The organism is Mycetocola sp. Y719 (assembly GCF_056713205.1).
This window is the reverse complement of sequence record NZ_JBWYGY010000002.1, coordinates 720,607-742,331: the sequence shown is the minus strand read 5'-3', so window position 1 is coordinate 742,331 and position 21,725 is coordinate 720,607. Positions and strand designations below refer to the sequence as shown.

22 protein-coding genes are annotated in these 21,725 nt (G+C 65.4%); 14 read left to right on the top strand and 8 right to left on the bottom strand.

Annotated features, from left to right (window positions below; translation table 11 throughout):
- Positions 1-85 precede the first annotated feature (85 nt).
- Positions 86-775 carry a 50S ribosomal protein L1 gene (rplA, locus tag AC1M0F_RS09790; RefSeq protein WP_480238038.1) on the top strand — a complete coding sequence of 230 codons (690 nt, stop codon included), beginning with the start codon at positions 86-88 and terminating at the stop codon, positions 773-775.
- Positions 776-864: 89 nt separating this feature from the next.
- Positions 865-1,395 (top strand): GNAT family N-acetyltransferase, encoded by a 531-nt coding sequence (locus AC1M0F_RS09785; protein ID WP_480238037.1) that lies wholly within the window; start codon positions 865-867, stop codon positions 1,393-1,395.
- 21 nt (positions 1,396-1,416) lie between these two features.
- Here the strand turns inward: AC1M0F_RS09785 and AC1M0F_RS09780 are convergent, their stop codons facing one another.
- Positions 1,417-2,430: an NADP-dependent oxidoreductase gene (locus AC1M0F_RS09780; RefSeq protein WP_480238036.1), complete on the bottom strand. Its 1,014-nt coding sequence runs from the start codon at positions 2,428-2,430 to the stop codon at positions 1,417-1,419.
- Between the two features lie 166 nt (positions 2,431-2,596).
- Here AC1M0F_RS09780 and AC1M0F_RS09775 point away from each other — a divergent pair, with 166 nt between their 5' ends.
- Complete coding sequence (locus AC1M0F_RS09775; RefSeq protein ID WP_480238035.1) at positions 2,597-3,241, top strand: Pr6Pr family membrane protein; 645 nt, start codon at positions 2,597-2,599, stop codon at positions 3,239-3,241.
- Between the two features lies 1 nt (position 3,242).
- Here AC1M0F_RS09775 and AC1M0F_RS09770 read toward each other — a convergent pair whose 3' ends face one another.
- Together AC1M0F_RS09770 and AC1M0F_RS09765 are read right to left on the bottom strand one after the other, a co-directional pair.
- On the bottom strand, positions 3,243-3,902 hold the full coding sequence (locus tag AC1M0F_RS09770; protein ID WP_480238447.1) for a YqaJ viral recombinase family protein: 660 nt from the start codon (positions 3,900-3,902) through the stop codon (positions 3,243-3,245).
- A 150-nt stretch (positions 3,903-4,052) separates the two neighbouring features.
- Positions 4,053-4,313, bottom strand: coding sequence for a thioredoxin family protein (locus tag AC1M0F_RS09765; protein WP_480238034.1), 261 nt, complete (start codon positions 4,311-4,313; stop codon positions 4,053-4,055).
- A 66-nt stretch (positions 4,314-4,379) separates the two neighbouring features.
- Between AC1M0F_RS09765 and AC1M0F_RS09760 the strand changes: the two genes are divergently transcribed.
- The gene (locus AC1M0F_RS09760; RefSeq protein WP_480238033.1) at positions 4,380-5,228 is read left to right on the top strand and encodes an NAD-dependent epimerase/dehydratase family protein; all 849 of its coding nucleotides are present in this window, start codon (positions 4,380-4,382) and stop codon (positions 5,226-5,228) included.
- Positions 5,229-5,231: 3 nt separating this feature from the next.
- Here AC1M0F_RS09760 and AC1M0F_RS09755 read toward each other — a convergent pair whose 3' ends face one another.
- The 4 genes from AC1M0F_RS09755 to AC1M0F_RS09740 all read right to left on the bottom strand — a co-directional run bounded on the left by AC1M0F_RS09755 (position 5,232) and on the right by AC1M0F_RS09740 (position 9,738).
- Positions 5,232-5,687, bottom strand: a complete 456-nt coding sequence (locus AC1M0F_RS09755; RefSeq protein ID WP_480238032.1) for a MarR family winged helix-turn-helix transcriptional regulator — start codon at positions 5,685-5,687, stop codon at positions 5,232-5,234.
- The gene (locus tag AC1M0F_RS09750; RefSeq protein WP_480238446.1) at positions 5,684-7,360 is read right to left on the bottom strand and encodes an MDR family MFS transporter; all 1,677 of its coding nucleotides are present in this window, start codon (positions 7,358-7,360) and stop codon (positions 5,684-5,686) included. Before AC1M0F_RS09750 ends, AC1M0F_RS09755 begins: the two co-directional genes overlap by 4 nt.
- Before the next feature lie 221 nt (positions 7,361-7,581).
- Positions 7,582-8,253 (bottom strand): ABC transporter ATP-binding protein, encoded by a 672-nt coding sequence (locus tag AC1M0F_RS09745; RefSeq protein ID WP_480238031.1) that lies wholly within the window; start codon positions 8,251-8,253, stop codon positions 7,582-7,584.
- A 24-nt stretch (positions 8,254-8,277) separates the two neighbouring features.
- On the bottom strand, positions 8,278-9,738 hold the full coding sequence (locus AC1M0F_RS09740) for an ABC transporter permease (RefSeq protein WP_480238030.1): 1,461 nt from the start codon (positions 9,736-9,738) through the stop codon (positions 8,278-8,280).
- A gap of 199 nt (positions 9,739-9,937) precedes the next feature.
- Here AC1M0F_RS09740 and AC1M0F_RS09735 point away from each other — a divergent pair, with 199 nt between their 5' ends.
- The 6 genes from AC1M0F_RS09735 (at position 9,938) to rplL (ending at position 14,781) form a co-directional block, all read left to right on the top strand.
- Positions 9,938-10,693 carry a response regulator transcription factor gene (locus AC1M0F_RS09735; protein WP_480238029.1) on the top strand — a complete coding sequence of 252 codons (756 nt, stop codon included), beginning with the start codon at positions 9,938-9,940 and terminating at the stop codon, positions 10,691-10,693.
- Positions 10,690-12,162, top strand: a complete 1,473-nt coding sequence (locus AC1M0F_RS09730) for a sensor histidine kinase (RefSeq protein ID WP_480238028.1) — start codon at positions 10,690-10,692, stop codon at positions 12,160-12,162. The genes AC1M0F_RS09735 and AC1M0F_RS09730 overlap by 4 nt, the downstream gene beginning before the upstream one ends.
- A gap of 91 nt (positions 12,163-12,253) precedes the next feature.
- Entirely contained in the window at positions 12,254-12,898 is a 645-nt protein-coding gene (locus AC1M0F_RS09725; RefSeq protein WP_480238027.1) for a GyrI-like domain-containing protein, read from the top strand.
- Complete coding sequence (locus tag AC1M0F_RS09720) at positions 12,895-13,557, top strand: HAD family hydrolase (RefSeq protein ID WP_480238026.1); 663 nt, start codon at positions 12,895-12,897, stop codon at positions 13,555-13,557. Before AC1M0F_RS09725 ends, AC1M0F_RS09720 begins: the two co-directional genes overlap by 4 nt.
- Before the next feature lie 271 nt (positions 13,558-13,828).
- The gene (gene rplJ / locus AC1M0F_RS09715) at positions 13,829-14,344 is read left to right on the top strand and encodes a 50S ribosomal protein L10 (RefSeq protein ID WP_480238025.1); all 516 of its coding nucleotides are present in this window, start codon (positions 13,829-13,831) and stop codon (positions 14,342-14,344) included.
- A gap of 53 nt (positions 14,345-14,397) precedes the next feature.
- Positions 14,398-14,781 (top strand): 50S ribosomal protein L7/L12, encoded by a 384-nt coding sequence (gene rplL, locus AC1M0F_RS09710; protein WP_480238024.1) that lies wholly within the window; start codon positions 14,398-14,400, stop codon positions 14,779-14,781.
- A 221-nt stretch (positions 14,782-15,002) separates the two neighbouring features.
- On the opposite strand, the gene AC1M0F_RS09705 is transcribed toward rplL, so the two are convergent.
- The gene (locus AC1M0F_RS09705; protein ID WP_480238023.1) at positions 15,003-16,028 is read right to left on the bottom strand and encodes a LacI family DNA-binding transcriptional regulator; all 1,026 of its coding nucleotides are present in this window, start codon (positions 16,026-16,028) and stop codon (positions 15,003-15,005) included.
- A gap of 327 nt (positions 16,029-16,355) precedes the next feature.
- Here AC1M0F_RS09705 and AC1M0F_RS09700 point away from each other — a divergent pair, with 327 nt between their 5' ends.
- The 4 genes from AC1M0F_RS09700 to AC1M0F_RS09685 all read left to right on the top strand — a co-directional run bounded on the left by AC1M0F_RS09700 (position 16,356) and on the right by AC1M0F_RS09685 (position 21,706).
- Positions 16,356-17,705, top strand: coding sequence for an ABC transporter substrate-binding protein (locus AC1M0F_RS09700; RefSeq protein WP_480238022.1), 1,350 nt, complete (start codon positions 16,356-16,358; stop codon positions 17,703-17,705).
- A gap of 78 nt (positions 17,706-17,783) precedes the next feature.
- Positions 17,784-18,755 carry a carbohydrate ABC transporter permease gene (locus AC1M0F_RS09695; RefSeq protein ID WP_480238021.1) on the top strand — a complete coding sequence of 324 codons (972 nt, stop codon included), beginning with the start codon at positions 17,784-17,786 and terminating at the stop codon, positions 18,753-18,755.
- Positions 18,752-19,744, top strand: a complete 993-nt coding sequence (locus AC1M0F_RS09690; protein WP_480238020.1) for a carbohydrate ABC transporter permease — start codon at positions 18,752-18,754, stop codon at positions 19,742-19,744. The genes AC1M0F_RS09695 and AC1M0F_RS09690 overlap by 4 nt, the downstream gene beginning before the upstream one ends.
- Before the next feature lie 66 nt (positions 19,745-19,810).
- Positions 19,811-21,706 carry an ABC transporter ATP-binding protein gene (locus AC1M0F_RS09685; RefSeq protein ID WP_480238019.1) on the top strand — a complete coding sequence of 632 codons (1,896 nt, stop codon included), beginning with the start codon at positions 19,811-19,813 and terminating at the stop codon, positions 21,704-21,706.
- Positions 21,707-21,725 lie beyond the last annotated feature (19 nt).

Sequence of the window (21,725 nt, the reverse complement as noted above, 5' to 3'; positions counted from 1 at the left end):
GGGCTCCGCTCGCGGCCTCCAGATTTATACCGTGGCAGCGCCGGCCAGGCGCAAATGACCACATTCTCGAATTGGAGAAATTCACATGGCACAGAAGTCAAAGGCCTACCGGGCCGCAGCCGAGAAAATCGGCACTGACAAGGTTTACACCGCAGAAGAGGCAGTCGCACTCGCCAAGGAGACCGGCTCAGCCAAGTTCGACTCGACCGTCGAGGTTGCTCTCAAGCTCGGTGTCGACCCCCGCAAGGCAGACCAGATGGTCCGCGGTACCGTGATCCTTCCTCACGGCACCGGTAAGACCGCCCGCGTCATCGTCTTCGCAACGGGCCCAGCAGCAGAGGCCGCTCTCGCGGCAGGCGCTGACGAGGTCGGTGGCGACGAGCTCATCGAGAAGGTGGCCGCTGGCTACACCTCGTTCGACTCCGCCGTCTCGACCCCTGAACTCATGGGCAAGGTCGGTCGTCTCGGTAAGGTCCTCGGACCCCGCGGCCTCATGCCGAACCCGAAGACCGGCACCGTGACCCCCGACGTCGCGAAGGCTGTCTCCGAGATCAAGGGTGGAAAGATCGAGTTCCGCGTCGACAAGCACTCCAACGTGCACTTCGTCGTCGGCAAGGCCTCGTTCGCTCCCGAGCAGCTCAACGAGAACATCCAGTCGGCCCTCGAAGAGGTCAACCGTCTGAAGCCGTCCTCCTCGAAGGGCCGCTACATCCTGAAGGGCACCGTCTCGACCACCTTCGGTCCTGGCATCCCGATGGACATCAACAGCATCTAGTCCGTTCGGACTGACCGAAAGGGCCCCGCGATTTCGCGGGGCCCTTTTTGCGTGCCGTGAACGCGCGCTCGTGCACATAAAGTGGACGGGTGGATGTGAACGTGAGACGCGCAGGGGTGACGGATGCCGCAGGGCTGGCTGAGCTGGCGGAGGCGACTTTTCCGCTCGCCTGCCCGCCCGGGAGTGCGCCCGAGGACATCGCAGACTTCATCGCCACGCACCTCACCGCCGAACGCTTCACCGACTACCTCGCCGACGATCGTCGAACCATCATGGTGGCGGAGGACTCTGACGGGATGTGCGGGTACACGATGCTCATCCTCGGCGATCCGGCGGACGCCGACGTCGCAGCATCCCTCACTCTTGTGCCGACCATCGAGCTGAGCAAGGTCTACGTCCTGGCGGGTTCACATGGCCGTGGCGTCTCGGCACCGCTGATCGCCGCGACCCTCGACGCCGCAGGGAAGACCGGCGCGGCCAGTGTCTGGCTCGGTGTCAACGAGCTCAACGGCCGTGCCGTTCGCTTCTACGAGAAGAGCGGCTTCCGGATCGTCGGGAAGAAGTCCTTCAGGCTCGGCACCCAGCTGGAGAACGACTTCGTCATGGAACGCTCACTCTGACGCTGCTCGGCGCCCAGCCGGTCAGTGCGCAGGGACGGTGAGGACGATCTTTCCGCGCGTGTGACCGGATTCGAGCGCGCGGTGCGCGTCAGCGGCATCCGCCAGGTCGAAGACCTGATCGACGAAGACCCGCACGTCACCTGACTCGAGCAGCCGTGTGATCGTCGAGAGGGCGTCTCCGTCAGGCGCCACCTTGTACGTCGTCGCGCGGACGCCCGCTGCCGCCGCCTCGTCGAGGAAGGTGGGCCAGCTCCCGGTGGGCGCGTTGACGATCAGTCCGCCGGGGTTGAGGACGGACAGCGATCGGCTGCCGGTGTCGTCGTGGACGTTGCCGATCAGGTCGATGACGACGTCGATGTGGCTGAGGACGTCGTCGAACCGCGTCGTCGTGTAGTCGATGACCTCGGCGGCCCCGAGTTCGCGGAGCCAGTCCTGGTTGCGGCCGGACCCCGTCGCGATGACGTGTGCGCCGAAGTATCGCGCGAACTGTACGGCGAAGTGACCGACGCCCCCGCTGCCGGCGTGGATGAGCATCCTCTGGCCCTGGTGCGCTTTGGCGACCTCGACAACCATCCCCCATGCCGTCAGAGCGGCGAGAGGGACGCCTGCGGCTTCGACATGGGAGAGGCTCGGCGGTTTCCTGGCCACTGAGAGGCTCGACACGGCGAGGTACTGGGCGTACGTGCCCGGCATCCGCGGGACCATGGCCATTCCGTAGACCTCGGTTCCCGGGGAGAGCGGATGCGCCTCGTACGGAGACTTCACCACCACGCCGCTGAAATCGTTACCGAGGATGGCGGGGTAGCTGATGCCCGATGACACGCCTCCGCCTGCCCTGGTCTTCGCGTCGGTCGGGTTGATACCCGCTGCGACGACACGAACGACGAACTCGGAGACGTACGACGCCGGCGTCGGCACCGTCGCGAGGTGAAGCACGTCAGGTTCACCGGTCCGATCGATCACCGCAGCGAGCATGGTCTCGGGGACCGTTTCGCCTGCGGAGCCCGCTGGCATCTCATCCTGTGTGGCCGTCATGCCCCGAGTCTGCCACGTCATCCCCACACCCTCACGCATGTGAGCCCCCAGTCGTCGTTGCCATGCCCCCAGCTAACTCCCGCAATGAGTCGGCGGTGTTACGGCTCCGTTCCCGCATCGCTAACAGTTCCGCAGCAACCGCTGGGAGCGGCGATAGGGTGTGCGCATGCGCAAAGTCTTCGGCGTCATCCGCATCGTCGCGGCGGGCGTGATCCTGGCCGCGATCATCGCCCAGCTGGTCTACAGCCTCAGCTTCGACCTGCCGGACGTGCCGTTCTTCCTCGTGAACTTCTTCAGTTTCTTCACCATCCAGTCGAACGTCCTCGCCGCAGCGAGTCTTCTCGTCGGAGCATGGTTCTGTTTCACCCGCCCGGTCGATCCGGCCTGGTTCAACCTCGCCCTCGCCGCGACGGTCACCTACATGGCGACCACAGGCGTCGTCTACAACCTGCTGCTGCGCCAGGTCTCGCTCGATCAGGCGTCGACCCTGGGCTGGTCGAACGAGGTTCTCCACCTCATCGCGCCGATCTACATGGTGCTCGTCTGGCTCTTCTCGCCCGGCCGGACACCTGTGGCCTGGAACCGGCTCTGGGTTCTCGCCGTCTATCCGGTCCTCTGGTCGCTGTACACGATGCTCAGGGGCGCGATCACCGACTGGTATCCGTACCCGTTCCTGAACCCGGGCCAGCCGGGAGGCTACGGCGCCGTGGTGATCTACATCATCGCCATCGCTTCGGTCATCCTGCTCACCGGGGCCGGCGTCGTCTGGCTGAGCAGGCGGACCCTGCGCTCCAGGGCTGGGGCGGCCTGAGCTACGGGATGTCGTACGGGTCGTCGTTCACCAGATAGCGCGACACGCGCGTCGTCCGGCGGTGCAGCTCGTCGATGAGGTTGTTGGCGAGACCGACCAGCTTGCCGATCTCCTTCTCGTCGCGGTCGATCCAGCGGCAGCGTGGCTCCTCGCCCACCGGAACGAAATTGGTGTGCTCCTCCCAGACCACGAGCGTGCGCTCGGCTCCGAGGACATACTGCTGCCACCAGATCTGACGCAGGTAGTTGCGCGGGACCGAGCGCCAGGGCTTCGTGGTGGTCTTGATCTCGGCGAGGACGAGAGCACCGGATGCCGTCACCGCGAGACCGTCAGGTGTTGCCAGATGCCGTCTCTCCATTTCGGCGTGGAAGAGCGCCGACGACGGCGCGATGCCGTGGGTGGCAGCGACCCAGCGGGCGATCTCGGGCTCGCGTGCCCGCCCGTGATCGGTGAACGCGTTGCCGGAGAACCCGTTGCCTCCGCCGAGCTTCTCGGTCGCGACAGCGTCGATGGCCGCCGGGCCGGAGAGCCTGGCGACATCCGTGGCTGTGATTCCCCGAGACCGTGCCCGGAGCCACGCGACCCGGTCCGTCGAGTCAGCGACGAATCGGTCGAGGTAGGTGGTTGGCACCCCTCTATTCTGCCTCCGCTCGGGCGACACGCCCGCCAGCGCGACTCCCTCGGCGCGCCCCACGCGTAGTGGGGTGGGGGTTCCCGTCCGCAACTTCGGAGAAACGGCGCGAAAGGGCCAGATCTCGGCTCGGAGATGCCGTTGCGTCGACAATCTCCGAACGATGGCACCCCGGTGTGGCTACAGGGCCTGCGCGGCCGCCGTGAGCATCTGATTCAGCGTGGGGACGCCCGTCGCACGGAAGACCTCGGTGCCGCCGTCGTCGAGGACGATGACCGTCGGGGTGATCCGGATGCCGTCGTCAGCCGCCAGCACGTTCTCCCTGGCCACGTCGCGCTCGATGACCGTCGCCTGCGGAACGAGACGCGCGGCATCCGCGAGCACCGACCGCGCCTGGGCACACGGTGCGCAGAATGCGGAGGTGTAGAGAACGAGTTGCATGTAGCAAGCCAACCACGTCTCCGGCAATCCCATTCCCTGTACGGCCGGATGGACCAGACTGGGGGCATGAGAATTGCAGTCACAGGCGGATCAGGAAAACTCGGCAGGACCGTCGTGCGGGAACTCCGCGACGCCGGCCTTCAGGTCATCAACCTCGACGCCAACGGAGAACGTGGGCCGGGCTTCGTCAGGGTCGACCTCACCGACTACGGGCAGACCGTGGACGCGATCATGGGGGTCGACGACCAGCACGGCGGGTTCGACGCCATCGTGCACCTGGCCGCCATCCCGGCGCCAGGCATCACCAGCGACGTCGCCACGTTCCACAACAACATCCTGGCCAGCTACAACGTCTTCCACGCTGCGATTCGTGCAGGGATCCGCAACGTCGTCTACGCGTCGAGCGAGACCGTGCTCGGCCTTCCGTTCGACGTTCCGCCGCCGTACATCCCGGTGGACGAGGACTACGCGGCGCGGCCGGAGAGCACCTACTCGCTGGTCAAGCACCTCGAGGAGCAGATGGCCATCGAACTGGTCCGCTGGCATCCCGATCTCAAAATCGTCGCCTTGCGCTTCTCCAACGTCATGGATCCGGCCGACTACGCGGCCTTCCCCTCCTACGACGACGATGCGAAGAACCGCAAGTGGAACCTCTGGGGCTACATCGACGGACGGGACGGCGCGCAAGCGGTGCTCCGCGCACTCGAACTGGAGACCGTCGGGTTCGATCGGTTCATCATCGCGGCCGCGGACACCGTGTCCGATCGCCCGAACGCCGAGCTCATCGCCGAGGTCTTCCCCGACGTCCCCGTGACGCGCGAGGTGGGCGAACACGAGACGCTGCTCTCGATAGACAAGGCTCGCCGGATCCTCGACTACTCGCCGAAGCACTCCTGGCGCGACCCCAGGGACTGAGGGTCAGATCGACTCGTTGACCTTGGCGAGAAGCTCGGTCAGGCGGGTGAGGTCTGCGGTGTCCCATTCGGCCAGCCGTGAACGCCACAGCTCCTGGCCATGTGTCCTGATCCTGGTGACCCGCTCGGCTCCGACCTCGGATGCCGCCAGGTAGGTTGCCCTGCCGTCCTCCGGGTCGGCCTCCCGCACGACGAGTCCCAGCTCTTCGAGCTGTTTCACCGTGCGGCTGATCGTGCTCTTGTCGGTCATCAGCAACTCGCCGATCGTTCCGGCGTGCATCCGTCCACCCCTGACCAGCGACGACAGCACCTTATAGCCCAGGGGCTGGAGGTCGGGGTGGACCTGCTCTGCCCGCTCCCGCATGAGACCGCGTACCCGGTTGAAGATCAGGCTGAACTCGTGTTCCACGTCGCCGATGGCTGTGTCGATGTCTATCGTGCCATCGCTGGTCTCTGTCATCGTGGGTTCCGCTCTGTGCCTGCCACGGCATCCGTGTCGATCCGGGCGTCATGGCCAGTCTCGCGCACCACGGCGACGGATGCCGTCGACACGTCGACGAGGATCTCTTCCGCGTCGACAGCGGCGGTCTTCCCGTCGGCCATCCGCTCGATCGCGGTCTTCGTGCCGAGGCTGAGGTTCGGCAGAAAGATGATCGCGACGAGCGTGACGATGGCGAGCGGTGCGGCCACCAGGAAGATGTCGGCGACGGCCTGTCCGTAGACCGACTCGATGATAGTGCGGACGCCGACAGGCAGTTCGTTGACCTTCGGGATCGTGCCGCTCTGAAGGGATTCGGCGATCGCGGCCCCTGGTGCGCCGAGTTTGACGATCGCGGCCTGCAGGGCATCCGCCTTGTCGGAGAGGAGCCCTGTGACCTGGCTGGCGAGGACGGCGCCCATCACCGAGACGCCGATGGTGCCGCCGAGGCTGCGGAAGAAGGCGATCCCTGAGCTCGCGACGCCGAGCTGCTTGATGTCGACCGCGTTCTGCACGATGAGTACGAGGTTCTGCATGACCATTCCGACGCCGGAGCCGAGGACGAACATGTACACGGAGACGAGGACGTAGTTCGTGTCGTATTGGATGGTTCCCATGAGGAACATCCCGGCAGCGAGGGCGATCGAGCCCGCGATCATGTACGGCTTCCAGACGCCGAACCGGCTGATCAGGTTGCCGACGACCGTCGAGGTGATGAGCAGTCCGCCGATCATCGGAAGGGTCAGCAGGCCGGATTCGGTCGGTGTGGCGCCTCGGGCGAGCTGCATGTACTGGCCGAGGAACACCGAGGTGCCGAACATGGCGACACCGACCGCGATGGACGAGATGACCGAGAGGGTGAAGGTGCGGTTCTTGAACAGCGACATCGGGATGATCGGGTCGGCGACGTTCAGCTCGACGATCACGGCTGCGACGAGCAGGATGACGGAGAGACCGACCATCCAGGCCGTGTTCCAGCTGGCCCACTCGAACTGGTTGCCGGCCATGGTGACCCAGATCAGCAGGAGGGAGACGCCACCGGCGATGAGCGCAGCACCGAGGTAGTCGATGCGCACCTTGGCCTGCTTCGCGCGCTTGGGCAGGTGCAGTGTCTTCTGCAGAAGGATGATGGCCGCGATGGCGAACGGGAGAGCGACGAAGAAGTTCCAGCGCCAGCCGAAGCTGTCGGTGATGATGCCGCCGACGAGAGGGCCGCCGATGGTTCCGACGGCCATGACGGCGCCGAAGAGTCCCAGGTACCTGCCGCGCTCACGCGGGCTGATGATGTCGGCCATGATGATCTGGCTGAGCGCAGTGAGGCCGCCCGCGCCGAGTCCCTGGAACACGCGGAAGGTGATGAGAGTGGCGGTGTCCTGCGAGAACCCGGCGAGGGCCGAACCGACCACGAAGAGCACGAGCGACAGCTGGATGAGCAGCTTGCGGTTGAACAGGTCGGCGAATTTTCCCCAGATCGGCGTCGACACGGTCGTCGCCAGCAGGGTGGACGTGACGACCCAGGTGAAAGCCGCCTGGTCACCGTTGAGGTCGGAGATGATCCGCGGCAGCGAGGTCGAGACCACGGTGCCGGCGAGGATCGAGACGAACATGCCGAGCAGCAGGCCGGACAGCGCCTCGAGCACCTGCCGGTGGTTCATGACGGGCGCGTCTGCGCCGGTGGAAAGGGAAGTGGACACGGGAACTCCAGAAACATAGAGAAGGGAGGCCCGCCGTTGCGCCCCGAAAAGTTGACTGACATCAACTATAAATCCAATGGTGGATGTAAGTCAACTATCTCTTCCATCGGATTCGAACGACGGATGCCGCCGGCCGACTGGCCGACGGCATCCGTCGCGTTCTCTGGTGTTCCCTGGTGTGCCTAGGTGATGTCCTTCACCTGACCGTTCTTGATGTGCAGCCGACGCTGAGCGCGTTTCGCGACCGCGGAGTCATGCGTGACGATGATGAGGGTGAGCCCGAGTTCCGCCCACAGTCTCTCGAGCAGGCCCATGATGTCGTCGCGGGTGTCCTCGTCGAGTGCGCCGGTCGGTTCGTCCGCCAGGAGTACGGAGGGCTTCTTCACGATGGCCCTGGCGATGGCGACCCGCTGCTGCTGCCCTCCTGACAACTCGGCAGGCCGGTGGCTGCCGCGGTCGGCGAGCCCGACCGACGCGAGGGCTTCGACCGCCCGCTGGGCACGCTCCGCGGCGGGGAGCCTGAGTGGAACGAGGGCCATCTCGACGTTCTCCTGGGCGCTGAGTGTCGGAATGAGGTTGAAGCTCTGGAAGACGATTCCGACCTTGTGGGCCCTGAGCGCCGTGAGTCCGGATTCCGGCAGCGAGCTGAGGTCGCTGTCTCCGAAGACGATCTTCCCTGAGCTCGGCCGGTCGAGGGCACCGAGCATCTGCAGGAGCGTCGACTTGCCACCCCCCGTCGGCCCCTGCACGGCGACCATCTGCCCGTCGGGGATGGTGAGGTCGACCCGGTTGAGGGCAGTGATGGTGGTCTTGCCTTGAATGTAGGTTTTCGAGAGTGCTGAGAGCGTGTACATGATTGTCCTATCGGTGTCTGGGGGTCAGGAAACGGAGCGAAGCGCTTCGGCCGGGCGGAGACGCGAAGCGCGCCACCCGCCGATGGCGCCGGCGAGAAGGCCGCCGGCGACCGCGATGGCTGCGGCGACAAGAATCACGACCGGTGTGACAGGGGCAGTGAGCACGATGTCGGTCGTTGCGGCGACCGCCTCAGCGGGACCGCCGAATCCTCCCCGGCCGCCCGGCCCCCCGGCTCCGGTCGCCGACGTCGCGGTCGATGCACCGAGCGTGATGCCTGTCAGGTCGATCACGAGTACGGCGGTGAGGCCGACGACCACACCGACCGCTCCTCCGATCAACGCCTGCACGGTCGACTCGCCTGCGACCTGGCCGACGATCCTGCGATCCGACCAGCCGATGGCCTTGAGCGTGCCGAACTCCCGGGTCCGGCGGGCGACACCGGAGATCGTGAAGAGCACGGCGATGAGGAAGGCGGCGAGCAGGACGAGGAGGGAGAGCCAGAAACCGAGGCCGGAGACGAGACCGGATGCCGATGCCAGGGATCCCGAGACGCTCGAGGCAAGGTCGTCCTGCGTGCTGACCGTTGCATCCGTCAGTTCGGCTTCGATGTCACTCTTCACCTGGTCGATGGCGGTGGACGATGCGGCCTGGACGGAGATCGTCGACACCTGGCCGTCGAGACCGGCGACCGACTGTGCGACGTCGAGCGGGATGTAGACGTTCGAGGCCGTCGTGGCATCCGATGAACCTGATGCGACGGTACCGACCACCTCGAAGTCGGTCCCGCCGAGCTCGAGGGTGTCGCCCACGGCGAGCTCGGCGGAGGTCGCGTACGCGGCGTCGAGCACAGCGACGAAGCTGCCCTCATCGGCTGCGTCGAGCCCGCGGCCCTCGTCGAGGGTCACGGCCGAGAGCGGTCCGACATTGTCACCCGCGGGATCGAGCCCGAGCACGGTGAACGAGTCCACGTCGAAGGAGCTTCCGCCTTCGCCGTCCGCGCCGCCGGGGGCCTGGCCGTCTGCCGGCCGCTCCATCTGCGAAAAGTCCGGAAGTTCGCCGTTGAACGTCGTGTTGGTCAGCGACAGTGTGGCCGTCGCGGCGGCGACGTTTTCGACATCCTTCACTGTGGACAGGGCAGCTGCGTCAAACGTGGCTGCGCCGAAACCTGCCGAGAGACGCGACTGGCTCACCTGGGTCGTTCCGTCCTCGGTGGCCGTACCCTCGTCTGCGCCGAAATCGAAGGCTCCAGGGCCTCCGCCTGCCCCAGGTTCGCCTTCCTCAGGCGGCTCGGGTGTCGTACTGACGGTGATGTCTGTACCGACGCCGTAGACCGAGGCGAGGACGGAGGACTGTGCGTCCTTCACCCCGGCAGAGACGGCGTTGACGACGATGACCAGGGCGATGGCGAGTGCCATGCCGAGGGCGATGATGAGAGTCTGCTTCCGGCGGCCGACGAGCTCGCGCCTCAGATACGTTCCGAACATGGTTTCCTTCGCTTCGTGCCGGCATCCGGCCAGGCCTCATGGCGCGGCCTCCTGGCCGCGGTCCGACTCACGCTAGGGATGACGTTTATGGCAGGACTATGCCGTTCCTGAGTGTTTGCCCTGCGCGGTTTCCTGCGGTCACAGCCCGGACATCGGCGGTTCATAGGATGCTCATAGGAATACGTCGATACTGGAACGCGTGAGCACATTCCTTTCCTCTTCGTCCCAGCCGTCTGCTCCTCTGCGTCGTGCAGACGGAAGCCCGATCCGCGTGCTCGTCGTCGACGACGAGCACAGCCTGACGGACCTGCTCAAGATGGCCCTGCGCTACGAGGGGTGGGAGATCCGCACGGCTGACACCGGCAGGAGCGCTCTCGCCATCGCCAGGGAGTTCCGACCGGACGCGGTCGTCCTCGACATCATGCTTCCCGATCTCGACGGCCTGACCGTGCTCCAGCGCCTCCGGGCAGAGGGCGACGACGTCCCTGTGCTCTTCCTCACCGCGAAGGATGCCCTCGACGAGCGCATCGCCGGTCTCACCGCCGGCGGCGACGACTACGTCACCAAGCCGTTCAGCCTCGAGGAAGTCGTGGCGCGACTGAGGGGGCTCATCCGCCGGTCGACCCTCACGGCGGCATCCGACGGGCCGCTGCTCACCATCGGGGATCTCAGTCTCGACGAGGACAGCCACGAGGTCTCGAGGGCGGGTGTGCCGATCGACCTCACGGCGACCGAGTACGAACTGCTGCGCTTCCTCATGCGGAACCCGCGCCGAGTGCTGAGCAAGGTCCAGATCCTCGACCGGGTCTGGAGTTACGACTTCGAGGGCAAATCCAGCGTGGTGGAGATCTACATCTCTTACCTGCGCAAGAAGATCGACGCCGGCCGGGCGCCGATGATCCACACCGTCCGCGGTGCCGGCTACATGCTGAAGCCAGCGGGGGTCTCCGCGTGACACACCTGTCACGGTGGACCTTGCGGCGCCGACTCATCGTCGCCGTCGTCGCACTTCTGGCGCTCGCCGCCGTGGTGATCGGGACGTCGAGCGTGCTCAGCGTCCAGACCGTCCTGCTCGACCGCGTCGACAGCCAGCTCACCGCTGCGACCAGCCGGTCGTCGGGTGCCGCCGACGTCGGACAGCGCGGGGGGCAGTTCCCGCAGGATGCCCAGCCCCCTGTGCCCGATTTCATCGGGGCGCCTGGACAGTCCGCAGGCACGCTCGGGGCCATCATCGATGGTGGCGCCGTGCGCTACGCCGGCTACACCGACGACGCGGGCAATCTCCTGCCGCTGACCACGGCCCAGGTCGAAGCGCTCCTCACGCTCGAGCTCGGTGCCGACCCCGTTTCGGTCGACCTCCCCGGAGACCTCGGTCGCTACCGGGTCGCCGCTGTCGAGACCGCAAGAGGCGCGCTCGTCGTCGGGCTGCCACTGGCCGACCTCGACTTCACCGTCGGACAACTGATCGCGGGGATCGCGGCGATCTCTCTCGGTGCCCTCGCCATCGCCGGGTGTGCCGCCTACCTCATCGTCCGGCTCACGCTGCGCCCGCTCGAGCGTGTGGCGCAGACGGCATCCGACGTCTCCGAGCTGCCCCTCGACCGCGGCGAGGTCGCGCTCGCCGTTCGAGTGCCAGAAGAGGACGCAGACCCGCACACCGAGGTCGGCAGGGTCGGTGCCGCGATCAACAGGATGCTCGGCCATGTGTCGGACGCCCTGCAGGCCAGACAGGCGTCGGAGAACAAGGTCAGGACCTTCGTCTCCGACGCCAGCCACGAACTGCGGACCCCACTTGCATCCATCCGGGGCTACGCCGAACTGACCCGTCGATCGGGGGAGCAGCTCCCTGAGGACGCCACGTACGCGCTCGGCCGGATCGAATCCGAGGCGGTGCGGATGACTGCGATCGTCGAGGACCTGCTCCTCCTCGCCCGACTCGACGAGGGTCGCGAACTCGTCAAGAAGCCCGTCGATCTGACCGCGTTGCTCAGTCACGCGGTCAGCGACGCGCGCGCGGCATCGCCAGACCACGACTGGGCGCTCGACGGTCCTCGCGAACCAGTCGAGGTGACCGGAGACATGCAGAGGCTGTTCCAGGTCGTCTCGAATCTGCTCGCCAACGCGCGGGTGCACACCCCGTCGGGGACACGCGTCGAGACTCGGCTGACGACAACGGAGAAGGATGCCGTGATCACGATCACCGACGACGGCCCCGGCATCGACCCCGACGTGCTCGGGAACGTCTTCGAGCGCTTCGTCCGTGGCGACGCGTCGCGGCAGCGTGCCTCAGGTGGCACCGGCCTGGGACTCGCGATCGTCGCAGGCGTCGTCGATGCGCACGGCGGCTCTGTCGCTGTTGCGTCCGAGCCCGGTCGCACCGAGTTCCGGGTCACCCTCCCGCTGGCGGCGCCGACAGTGCAGTAGTGGCTCGAAGATCGACGTTTTTCCCGCCACTACTGCACTCTCGGCAACGGGCGCAGGGCGGAGGGTAGAGTGGCCGCGAGCGGAGGGCCGGATGACCAAGGTCGATCTCAAGGCGGAGCGCAAGGACCTCTACGCCCCGAAAGAGGGCGTATTCGTCGAGGTCGACGTGCCGCCGATGAGCTACCTGATGGTCGACGGACACGGTGACCCGAACTCCGAGTCCGCGTACACCGAGGCCGTCGAGGCTCTCTTCGCGGTGTCGTATGCGGTGAAGTTCACCAGCAAGCGGAAGCTCGATCGCGACTACGTCGTCATGCCCCTCGAAGGACTGTGGTGGGCCGACGACCACACCGTGTTCGCCGCCGGCAGCAAGAGCGACTGGGACTGGACGATGATGCTCCGCCAGCCGGACTGGGTGACAGGCGCGATGATCAGTGAGGCGACGGATGCCGTCACCGGCAGGAAGCACCTCCCCGGGGTGCCCCGACTCCGTTTCGCCGTCCTCGACGAAGGCCGGAGCATCCAGACCCTGCATCTCGGAGGATACGACGACGAGGGTCCCGTCCTCGACGAGCTGCATTCCCGCTACCTCCCCTCCCGCGGGCTGGCGGAGACGGGCAAGCATCACGAGATCTACCTCAGCGATCCGCGAAAAACGGATACAGCCAAACTCCGAACCATCCTTCGCCAGCCCGTGCGCGCGCTTGCATCAGAACCAAGGGAAGAAACGCCATGACCGAAACGCCAGCCGCAGTCCTCTTCGATGTCGACGGAACGCTCGTCGACTCGAACTACCTCCACGTCGAGGCCTGGATGCACGCCTTCGACGAACTGAACGTGCCAGTGCCGGCCTGGCGAGTGCACCGCTCCATCGGCCTCGACTCGGCGAAACTCCTCGACGCACTCCTCGGCGAACGGGCCGACGAACTGGGGGAGCAGGCGAAGACCCTCCATTCCGGTTTTTACCGCTCTCTGGCCTATCGGCTGACCCCGCTCAGCGGGTCGCGGGAGCTCCTGCAAGCACTCAAGGACCGCGGCACGACCGTCGTGCTGGCGACATCGGCCCCTGAGGACGAGCTCGCGCTGCTGACCGACACCCTCGACGCCGACGACCTCATCGACGCGGTCACCAACGCCGATGACGTCGAGTCGGCCAAGCCCGATCCGGCGGTCGTGGAGGTCGCCCTGAAGAAGGCCGGTGTGCCCGCAGCGCATGCGCTCTTCGTCGGCGACAGCGTGTGGGACTGCATCGCAGCCTCCCGCGCCGGCGTCAGCACGATCGGGCTGCTGTGCGGAGGCACGTCGTCCGCAGAACTTCTCTCCGCCGGTGCAATCGCCGTCTACGACGATCCGGCCGCCCTGCTGCGCGAACTCCACCTGAGCCCGCTCGCCTGACCTGCAGCCGCCCGATTTGGCCGGATGGCGACGGATGCCCTAAGCTGGGACAAAACCAAAGACCGCAGGTTTTCGGCGTGCGCGCGCAAGCGAGCATCCGATCGAAGGTTCTCATGAAGAGACAACCAGCGCAGGTGAACGAAACACTCTCGAGATTTTCTCTCTGACTGCTCCGTGCGCTTGCGCCGGAGCTTTTTTCATGTTCTGAGCCCACTGGGTCTGAGGCTCGTGCCGCTTCCGCGGTACGAGGAAGACTAATCAAGGAGTGGCTATGGCGAACAAGGAAGCCTCGGTTGCCGAACTCACGGAGAAATTCCAGAGCTCGACCGCCGTTCTGCTGACCGAGTACCGCGGCCTCACTGTTGCACAGCTCAAGACGCTGCGCACCACCATCAGTGCAGACGCAACCTACGCCGTGGTGAAGAACACGCTGACCAAGATCGCCGCGAACAATGCGGGCATTTCGTCGTTTGACGAAGAGCTCGTTGGACCGTCGGCCATCGCATTCGTGCACGGTGACCCTGTCACCGTCGCGAAGAGCCTGCGCGACTTTGCCAAGGCAAACCCTCTCCTGGTGATCAAGGGCGGTTACTTTGACGGTAACCCTCTGACCGCCGCAGAGGTAGGCAAGCTCGCCGACCTCGAGTCCCGCGAAGTTCTGCTCGGCAAGCTTGCCGGCGCCTTCAAGGCCTCGCTGTTCGGAGCCGCATATCTGTTCAACGCACCGCTCTCGAAGGCCGTTCGCACGGTCGACGCGCTGCGTGAGAAGCAGGAGTCCGCTTCCTAGGTTCAGACCTGGGCAAGCGGTGAGTAGACCAAAGAAATCTAAGGGAGAAAATCATGGCAAAGCTGTCAACTGAGGAACTGCTTGAGCAGTTCAAGGGACTTACGCTCATCGAACTCAGCGAGTTCGTGAAGGCATTCGAGGAGACCTTCGAGGTCACCGCCGCTGCACCTGTTGCTGTTGCTGGCCCGGCTGCTGCCGGCGCTGCTGCAGAAGAGGTCGAAGAGAAGGACTCGTTCGACGTCGTTCTCGAGTCGGTCGGCGACAAGAAGATCCAGGTCATCAAGACCGTCCGCGAGCTCACCTCGCTGGGTCTCGGCGAGGCCAAGGCCGTCGTCGATGGTGCTCCGAAGGCCGTCCTCGAGGGCGCAAACAAGGAGACTGCCGAGAAGGCAAAGGCTGCACTCGAAGAGGCCGGCGCAACCGTCACCCTCAAGTAATTTGCGCCCCTCTGGGGCTCTCACTTGATGTGACGTGCGCTGTCGTTTTCGACAGTCTGTTACGCGAAAGGCGTCGTTCCTCCTGGGACGGCGCCTTTCGCCGTTAAGTACCGGCGGAGACGGTCATGGAACCGTCCGAAACGGCTGCTCCCACGGTCGATCGGTCCGAATGGGTCGCTCACGGAAATGAGGAACGACCGTCGGGGGCCGATCGGCGCGTCTCAGACGGCGTCAGCGCCGAGCTGAGCGTGCGCCGTGCTGGCGCGGATGACGAGGCGTGCAGGCATCTCGATGACATCAGGGGCTGTCGGTTCGCCGGCTACGGCCGCGAGGAGGTCGGCGACCGCTGACTGCCCCTGCACCCTCGGCTGTTGCTCGATGGTCGTGAGCGAGAACATCTCGGCGTACTCGTGGCCGTCGATGCCGATGACCGAGAGGTCGCCGGGGACCCGGACCCCGATGCGGCGCGCGGCGATGATCGCGCCGATGGCGACCTCATCGCAGGCGGCGAAGACCGCACTCGGGCGAGAGGTCGCGTCGCTGAGTGCGTGGGTGCCCGCCTCGTAGCCGCCCGGCACGCTCATCGCCGTCTGGGCTGTCCGGATCTGGCTGTCGAGGCCGGCAGCAGCCATGGCCTGGAGGTAACCGGCGAGCCTGTGGCTGTGGATGGTCTGTTCGTCGGGGTGACCGATGACCCCGCCGATGTACATGATCCGCCGGTGGCCCAGCCCGATCAGGTGTTCGGTGGCCAGCCGCGCCGCGCCGACATCGTCGATCGTCAGTGACCGGATACCGGAGACGGGCGCACCGACACTGACCATCGGGATGCCCAGGCGCAGGAGCCGCTCCGTCTCGCCGGGGGTGGGTTCGACCCCGATCGCGATCACCCCGTCGAACCGCTTGCGAGCGAGGAAGAAGTCGAAGACACGGTCGCGATCGGCCGATCCGGGGTGCAGGTTGTAGAGCGTCGTGTCGTAACCGCGATTGAGCAGCGCCTCCTCGATCCCCTCGAGAATCTCGCCGAAGAACCAGCGGTTGATGAAGGGGATGACGACGCCGATGTTCTTGGTCTGACCGGTGACGAGGCCGGCAGCGTTGGGCGACGCGACGAAGCCGATCTCCTTCGCCGCCTGCTGGACCCGCCTGCGGGTTTCGTCAGCCACGTAACCCTTGCCGGAGAGGGCCCGGGATGCCGTCGCCTTGGAGACGCCGGCGCGCGCGGCGACATCCGCGATTGCGCTGCCCATGGTGGCCTCCCGACGCTGGGGGCTGAGTACCGGCGTCGAACCGGGACTGAGTTGTCTGGAACAGGGTACCGAAAACGGACACGGCATGGAACCGGTTACACATTTTGACCTCGAAGTGCCGGTGCCCGTTTACCCGAAACTCCGGAGGTTTCCGCGAGAGAGCGCGATCATGCCCTGATTTCGTTATCCCAGCGTGCTTGTGTATCTCCCTGTGGTGCCGTAACTTTTGCATGGAACCGGTTCCCTATGGGCTGCCGGAATTGCACCAGCAGGCTCGAGGCTCCCAACCTCAGCCCAGAGAAATCACACTCAATGAGGAGAACAGAGATGAGCTTCACGACCAAACGCCGCATCCTGATGCCGCTCGCGGCCGCCGGGATCGTCGGTCTCGCACTCACCGGTTGTACCGGCGATGAGGCAGCGGGAAACAAGGCCGATACGGACTGCGCCGATTACGAGACGTACGGCACTTTCGACGACAACCCCGAGGTCACGATCGGTGGCACCATCCTTGACGCTGAGGCGGATCGCCTCGTCGAATCCTGGAAGGACTTCGCTACCTGCACCGGCATCGACGTGTCCTACCAGGGCACCAAGGAATTCGAGGCCCAGATCGCCGTTCTGGCAGAGGCAGGAAACGCCCCTGACATCGGCATCGTCCCCCAGCCCGGACTTCTGCAGCGTCTCGCCGCCGGTGGTTGGCTGCAGCCGGCACCCGAGGCCGTCGAAGCCAACGTCGACGAATTCTGGGGCGAAGACTGGAAGGGCTACGGAAGCCACGACGGAACGTTCTACTCTGCTCCGCTGATGGCGAGCATCAAGGGTTATGTCTGGTACTCACCGGCCGAGTTCGAGGAGAAGGGCTATGAAGTCCCCGAGACCCTCGACGAGCTCACCGCCCTGAGCGAGGAGATCGCTGCCGAAGGCGACCACAAGCCATGGTGCGTCGGCCTCGGCTCCGGTGACGCCACCGGCTGGCCGGGAACCGACTGGGTCGAGGACTTCGTCCTTCGTCAGTCCGGTCCTGAGGTCTACGACCAGTGGGTCGCCCACGAGATCCCGTTCAACGACCCGCAGATCGTCGAGGCATTCGATGCTGCAGGCGAGTACATCAAGAACGCGGACATGGTGAACGGTGGACTCGGTGACGTCTCCAGCGTCATCTCGACCGAGTTCAACGGTGCCGGCCTGCCGATCCTCGAGGGCACCTGCTCTCTGCACCACCAGGCATCCTTCTACGAGGGATTCTGGCCAGAGGGCACCGAGGTCAGCCCAGACGGTGACGTCTTCGCCTTCCTGCTTCCCTCGGTCGAAGCCGGCGGAGACAAGGCAGTGACCGGCGGCGGAGAGTTCCCCGTCGCATTCTCCGAGGGTGAAGAGATCGACGCCGTCCGCGCCTACCTCTCCAGCGACACCTGGGCGAACAACCGGGTCAAGCTCGGCGGTGTGATCAGCGCGAACAAGGGTCTCGACCCCGAGAACGCTTCGAGCGACGTGCTGAAGCAGAGCATCGAGATCCTTCAGGACGAGAACGCCGTGTTCCGCTTCGACGGCTCCGACCTGATGCCGGCCGCAGTAGGCGCAGACTCGTTCTTCAAGGGAATCGTCGCGTGGGTCAGCGGCGACAGCACCCAGGAGACGGTCGACGCGATCGAAAACAGCTGGCCGAAGAGCTAGTTGACACCACCTGTTGAGGGCGGGGTCGCCATCCGGCGGCTCCGCCCTTGATCTCCCACTTCCGAAAGGCGTAGTTCAATGACGACCGCTGACCTCATCGGCAAAATAATCCAGGTGGTAGGCGGCCTTGCCATTTTCGCCGCCTTCATCGGCATCCTGTTCTTCATCCTCGACAGGGGCCCCAAGCGCGGCAAGGACTACGTCCAGATCGCCGTCTTCCTCGCGCCAGCCCTGTTCCTCATCCTCCTGGGCCTCATCTACCCGGCCATCCGCACGAGCCTCCTGGCGTTCACCGACAACGGTGGCGAATTCAACGGCCTCGACAACTTCGTCTGGATGTTCACGCAGCCCGCGATCATCAGCACCCTGATCAACACCGTCGTCTGGGTCCTGCTCGTGCCGCTGATCTCAACGGCCGTCGGGCTCGCCTATGCGATGTTCATCGACAAGTCCCGCGGCGAGAAGATCTACAAGGCACTCGTGTTCATGCCCATGGCCATCTCCATGGTCGGTGCCGGCATCATCTGGAAATTCGTCTACGACTACCGGCAGGCAGGCGACGAGCAGATCGGTCTGCTCAACCAGATCGTCGTGTGGTTCGGGGGCGAGCCCGTCCAGTGGCTGCAGACCTCCCCGATCAACACGTTCCTCCTCATCGTCGTCATGATCTGGATCCAGACCGGATTCGCCATGGTCGTGCTCTCTGCCGCCATCAAAGCCGTTCCGGTGGAGCAGCTCGAAGCCGCCGAGATCGATGGGACCAACGCATGGGAGCGGTTCATCAACGTGACGCTCCCTGGCATCCGTGGTTCCCTCGTCGTCGTTCTCACCACGATCTCCATTGCAACACTGAAGGTGTTCGACATCGTGCGCACGATGACCGCTGGAAACTTCGACACCAGCGTCATCGCCAACGAGATGTACACGCAGGCGTTCAGGGCCGCTGAACCCGGACGGGGCTCGGCGCTCGCGCTCGTGCTCTTCATCCTCGTTCTGCCGATCGTCATCTACAACGTCCGAGTCATGCGGAAGCAGAGGGAAATCCGATGAGCACCACACCGATTGCCCCCACCACCGGCGACGCCGGCACCGGCAAGGCCCTCGCGAAAGGAGCCGACGAGGAAGTCGGCCCCAAGTCGCACCGGGTCAAGCGACGGCTGACCTCACGCAGGGCCTCGATCGTCGCCCTGCTGATCGCCGTGATCTGGACCATTCCGACCTTCGGACTGTTCATCTCGTCGTTCCGCCCGGCCGAGCTGATCCAGACCACCGGTTGGTGGACGATCTTCCAGAACCCCGGCTTCACCCTGGACAACTACCGCGAAGTCCTGCTCTCGTCGTCCCAATCGTCGCCGCAGCTGGGTTCGTACTTCGTGAACTCACTGGCGATCGCGATCCCGGGCACCATCTTCCCGCTGATCCTCGGGGCCATGGCCGCATACGCCTTCGCCTGGATGAAGTTCAGGGGATCTGGCTGGTTGTTCATCCTGATCTTCGCACTGCAGATCGTGCCGCTTCAGATGGCACTTCTTCCGCTGCTGCAGACGTTCACGGTGTTCCTCCGGCCGATTCAGGAGACGCTGCACGAGATCATCCCGATCATCCCCGAGCAGAATTACCTGCCGGTCTGGATAGCGCACACGATGTTCGGGCTCCCGCTCATCATCTTCCTGCTGCACAACTTCATTTCGGAGATCCCGGGTGAAGTGATCGAGGCCGCACGTGTCGACGGGGCGAGCCCCGGGCAGATCTTCTTCCGGATCGTCCTCCCGCTCTCGCTGCCCGCCATCGCGTCCGTTGCGATCTTCCAGTTCCTCTGGGTGTGGAACGACCTGCTTGTCGCCCTGATCTTCTCGGGCGGCACAGCGGATGTCGCTCCACTCACGCAGAGACTCGCGGAACTCACCGGTACCAGAGGGCAGGACTGGCAGCGATTGACTGCTGCGGCGTTCGTCTCACTGATCGTGCCGCTGATCGTGTTCTTCAGCTTGCAGCGCTACTTCGTGCGCGGACTGCTCGCCGGGTCCACGAAGGGGTAGCCACGCGAATCCTCGTCACCCTGACCCCGGCATCCGCGAGTCTGATGCCGGGGTTAGGGTGAATCCATGAGTATGCATGGGGGCGGCGGCGGAGGTCGCGGCGGAGGTGGAGGAGGCCGGATGCGTGGCGGCGGCGACGAAGAAGCCCAGCGCGCCGTCAACGCCGAAGCGCCGCGGATCCCGCACCTGTTCCCCCGCATCGCCGCCCTGTTCAGGCCGCACCGCGCAAAGATCTCTCTCACCATCGCGCTCGTTCTGATCGGCGCCGCATTGAGCGTCATCCCGCCGCTGCTGGTAGAGCGCGCGTTCGACGAGGGCTTGTTCCCCGAGAGCGGCGGACCGAACCTCCCCGCCCTCACGCAGATCGTCGCGGTGATGATCGGCGTGTATGTGCTGGCGACCGGGCTCGGCGTCTGGCAGACCTGGCTCACCGCGACGGTCGGCAACACGGTCATGGGCCAGCTGCGGGTCTCCCTGTTCCGACGCCTTCAGGCGATGGAGCTGAGCTTTTTCACGCGGACGAAGACCGGAGTGATCCAATCCCGGCTGCAGAACGATGTCGGCGGTGTCGCCGGCGCGCTGAGCAACACCATCGCCAGCGTGCTCGGCAACACCGTGACGGTTCTCGCCGCGTTCGTGGCGATGGTGCTCATCAACTGGCAACTGACGATCGTCGCTTTGGTGCTCATGCCCATCCTCGTGATCGCGCAGCGTCGTGTCGGACAGGTGCGGGCGAGGATCGCGACCAAGACGCAGGAATCCCTCTCCGACATGACCGCGATCACACAAGAGACCCTGAGCGTCTCCGGCGTGCTGCTGTCGAAGAGTTTCAACCAGCAGCCCGCCGAGATCGCGCGCTATTCGACGTCGAACGACGAGCAGGTCGATCTGCAGGTCAAGCAGACGATGAGCGGCCAGTGGTTCTTCGCGATGGTGAACATCTTCCTGTCGTCGATCCCCGCCATCGTGTACCTCGTGGCCGGCATGCTCATGGCCGGCGGTGCGCCGGACATCACAGCGGGCGCCATCGTCGCCTTCACGACCGTGCAGTCGCGGCTGCTCTTCCCGCTGATGGCCCTGATGCGAGTCGGACTGGACCTGCAGACATCCGGTGCCCTCTTCGCCCGGATCTTCGAGTACCTCGATCTCAAGCCGGCGATCGCCGATCGACCGGACGCCGTGCCTGTGACGGATGCCAGGGGTCGCCTCGGCAGCGTCACCTTCGACGAGGTGTCGTTCCGATACCCCGACGCGACACCGGAGTCCCGGCCAACGCTCGATCGCGTCTCGTTCACGATCGAACCCGGGCAGTTCGCGGCCTTCGTCGGGCCGAGCGGCGCTGGCAAGACGACCGTGTCGTACCTCGTGCCCCGGTTCTATGACGCGACAGGGGGACGCGTACTCTTCGCGGGCAGGGACGTCCGCGAGCTCTCCCACGAGTCGCTGGTCTCGAACATCGGTATCGTCAGCCAGGAGACGTACCTGTTCCACGCCTCGATCGCCGAGAACCTCCGGTATGCCAGGCCGGATGCCACAGATGAGGAGCTCGAGATTGCGGCGAGGGCCGCGAACATCCACGACACGATCGTGTCGTTCGAGCAGGGCTACGACACCGTCGTAGGCGAACGTGGCTACCGGCTGTCCGGTGGTGAGAAACAGCGGATCGCGATCGCCCGGGTGATGCTCAAGGACCCGGCAGTGCTCGTGCTCGACGAGGCGACGAGTGCTCTCGACACGATCTCGGAGCGCGTCGTCCAACGGGCGCTGGAGGCGGCATCCGCCGGCCGGACGACCATCGCGATCGCCCACCGGCTGTCGACCGTGGTGTCCGCCGACGTGATCTTCGTGATCGAAGGCGGGCGGATCGCGGAGAAGGGCACGCACGCGGAGCTGCTTGCGCTCGACAGGACGTACACGCGGATGTACGAGGAGCAGGTGGTCGCGCGGCCGCTCGTCGACTGACGCCGGGTCGTGGGCGGCA

Bases quoted from the DNA above. Each gene is read 5' to 3' on its own strand.
- rplA (WP_480238038.1), top strand. From the start codon at position 86: ATGGCACAGAAGTCAAAGGCCTACCGGGCCGCAGCCGAGAAAATCGGC.
- AC1M0F_RS09780 (WP_480238036.1), bottom strand. From the start codon at position 2,430: ATGACGGCCACACAGGATGAGATGCCAGCGGGCTCCGCAGGCGAAACG.
- AC1M0F_RS09775 (WP_480238035.1), top strand. From the start codon at position 2,597: ATGCGCAAAGTCTTCGGCGTCATCCGCATCGTCGCGGCGGGCGTGATC.
- AC1M0F_RS09765 (WP_480238034.1), bottom strand. From the start codon at position 4,313: ATGCAACTCGTTCTCTACACCTCCGCATTCTGCGCACCGTGTGCCCAG.
- AC1M0F_RS09760 (WP_480238033.1), top strand. From the start codon at position 4,380: ATGAGAATTGCAGTCACAGGCGGATCAGGAAAACTCGGCAGGACCGTC.
- AC1M0F_RS09755 (WP_480238032.1), bottom strand. From the start codon at position 5,687: ATGACAGAGACCAGCGATGGCACGATAGACATCGACACAGCCATCGGC.
- AC1M0F_RS09750 (WP_480238446.1), bottom strand. From the start codon at position 7,360: ATGAACCACCGGCAGGTGCTCGAGGCGCTGTCCGGCCTGCTGCTCGGC.
- AC1M0F_RS09745 (WP_480238031.1), bottom strand. From the start codon at position 8,253: ATGTACACGCTCTCAGCACTCTCGAAAACCTACATTCAAGGCAAGACC.
- AC1M0F_RS09740 (WP_480238030.1), bottom strand. From the start codon at position 9,738: ATGTTCGGAACGTATCTGAGGCGCGAGCTCGTCGGCCGCCGGAAGCAG.
- AC1M0F_RS09725 (WP_480238027.1), top strand. From the start codon at position 12,254: ATGACCAAGGTCGATCTCAAGGCGGAGCGCAAGGACCTCTACGCCCCG.
- AC1M0F_RS09720 (WP_480238026.1), top strand. From the start codon at position 12,895: ATGACCGAAACGCCAGCCGCAGTCCTCTTCGATGTCGACGGAACGCTC.
- rplJ (WP_480238025.1), top strand. From the start codon at position 13,829: ATGGCGAACAAGGAAGCCTCGGTTGCCGAACTCACGGAGAAATTCCAG.
- rplL (WP_480238024.1), top strand. From the start codon at position 14,398: ATGGCAAAGCTGTCAACTGAGGAACTGCTTGAGCAGTTCAAGGGACTT.
- AC1M0F_RS09705 (WP_480238023.1), bottom strand. From the start codon at position 16,028: ATGGGCAGCGCAATCGCGGATGTCGCCGCGCGCGCCGGCGTCTCCAAG.
- AC1M0F_RS09700 (WP_480238022.1), top strand. From the start codon at position 16,356: ATGAGCTTCACGACCAAACGCCGCATCCTGATGCCGCTCGCGGCCGCC.
- AC1M0F_RS09695 (WP_480238021.1), top strand. From the start codon at position 17,784: ATGACGACCGCTGACCTCATCGGCAAAATAATCCAGGTGGTAGGCGGC.
- AC1M0F_RS09690 (WP_480238020.1), top strand. From the start codon at position 18,752: ATGAGCACCACACCGATTGCCCCCACCACCGGCGACGCCGGCACCGGC.
- AC1M0F_RS09685 (WP_480238019.1), top strand. From the start codon at position 19,811: ATGAGTATGCATGGGGGCGGCGGCGGAGGTCGCGGCGGAGGTGGAGGA.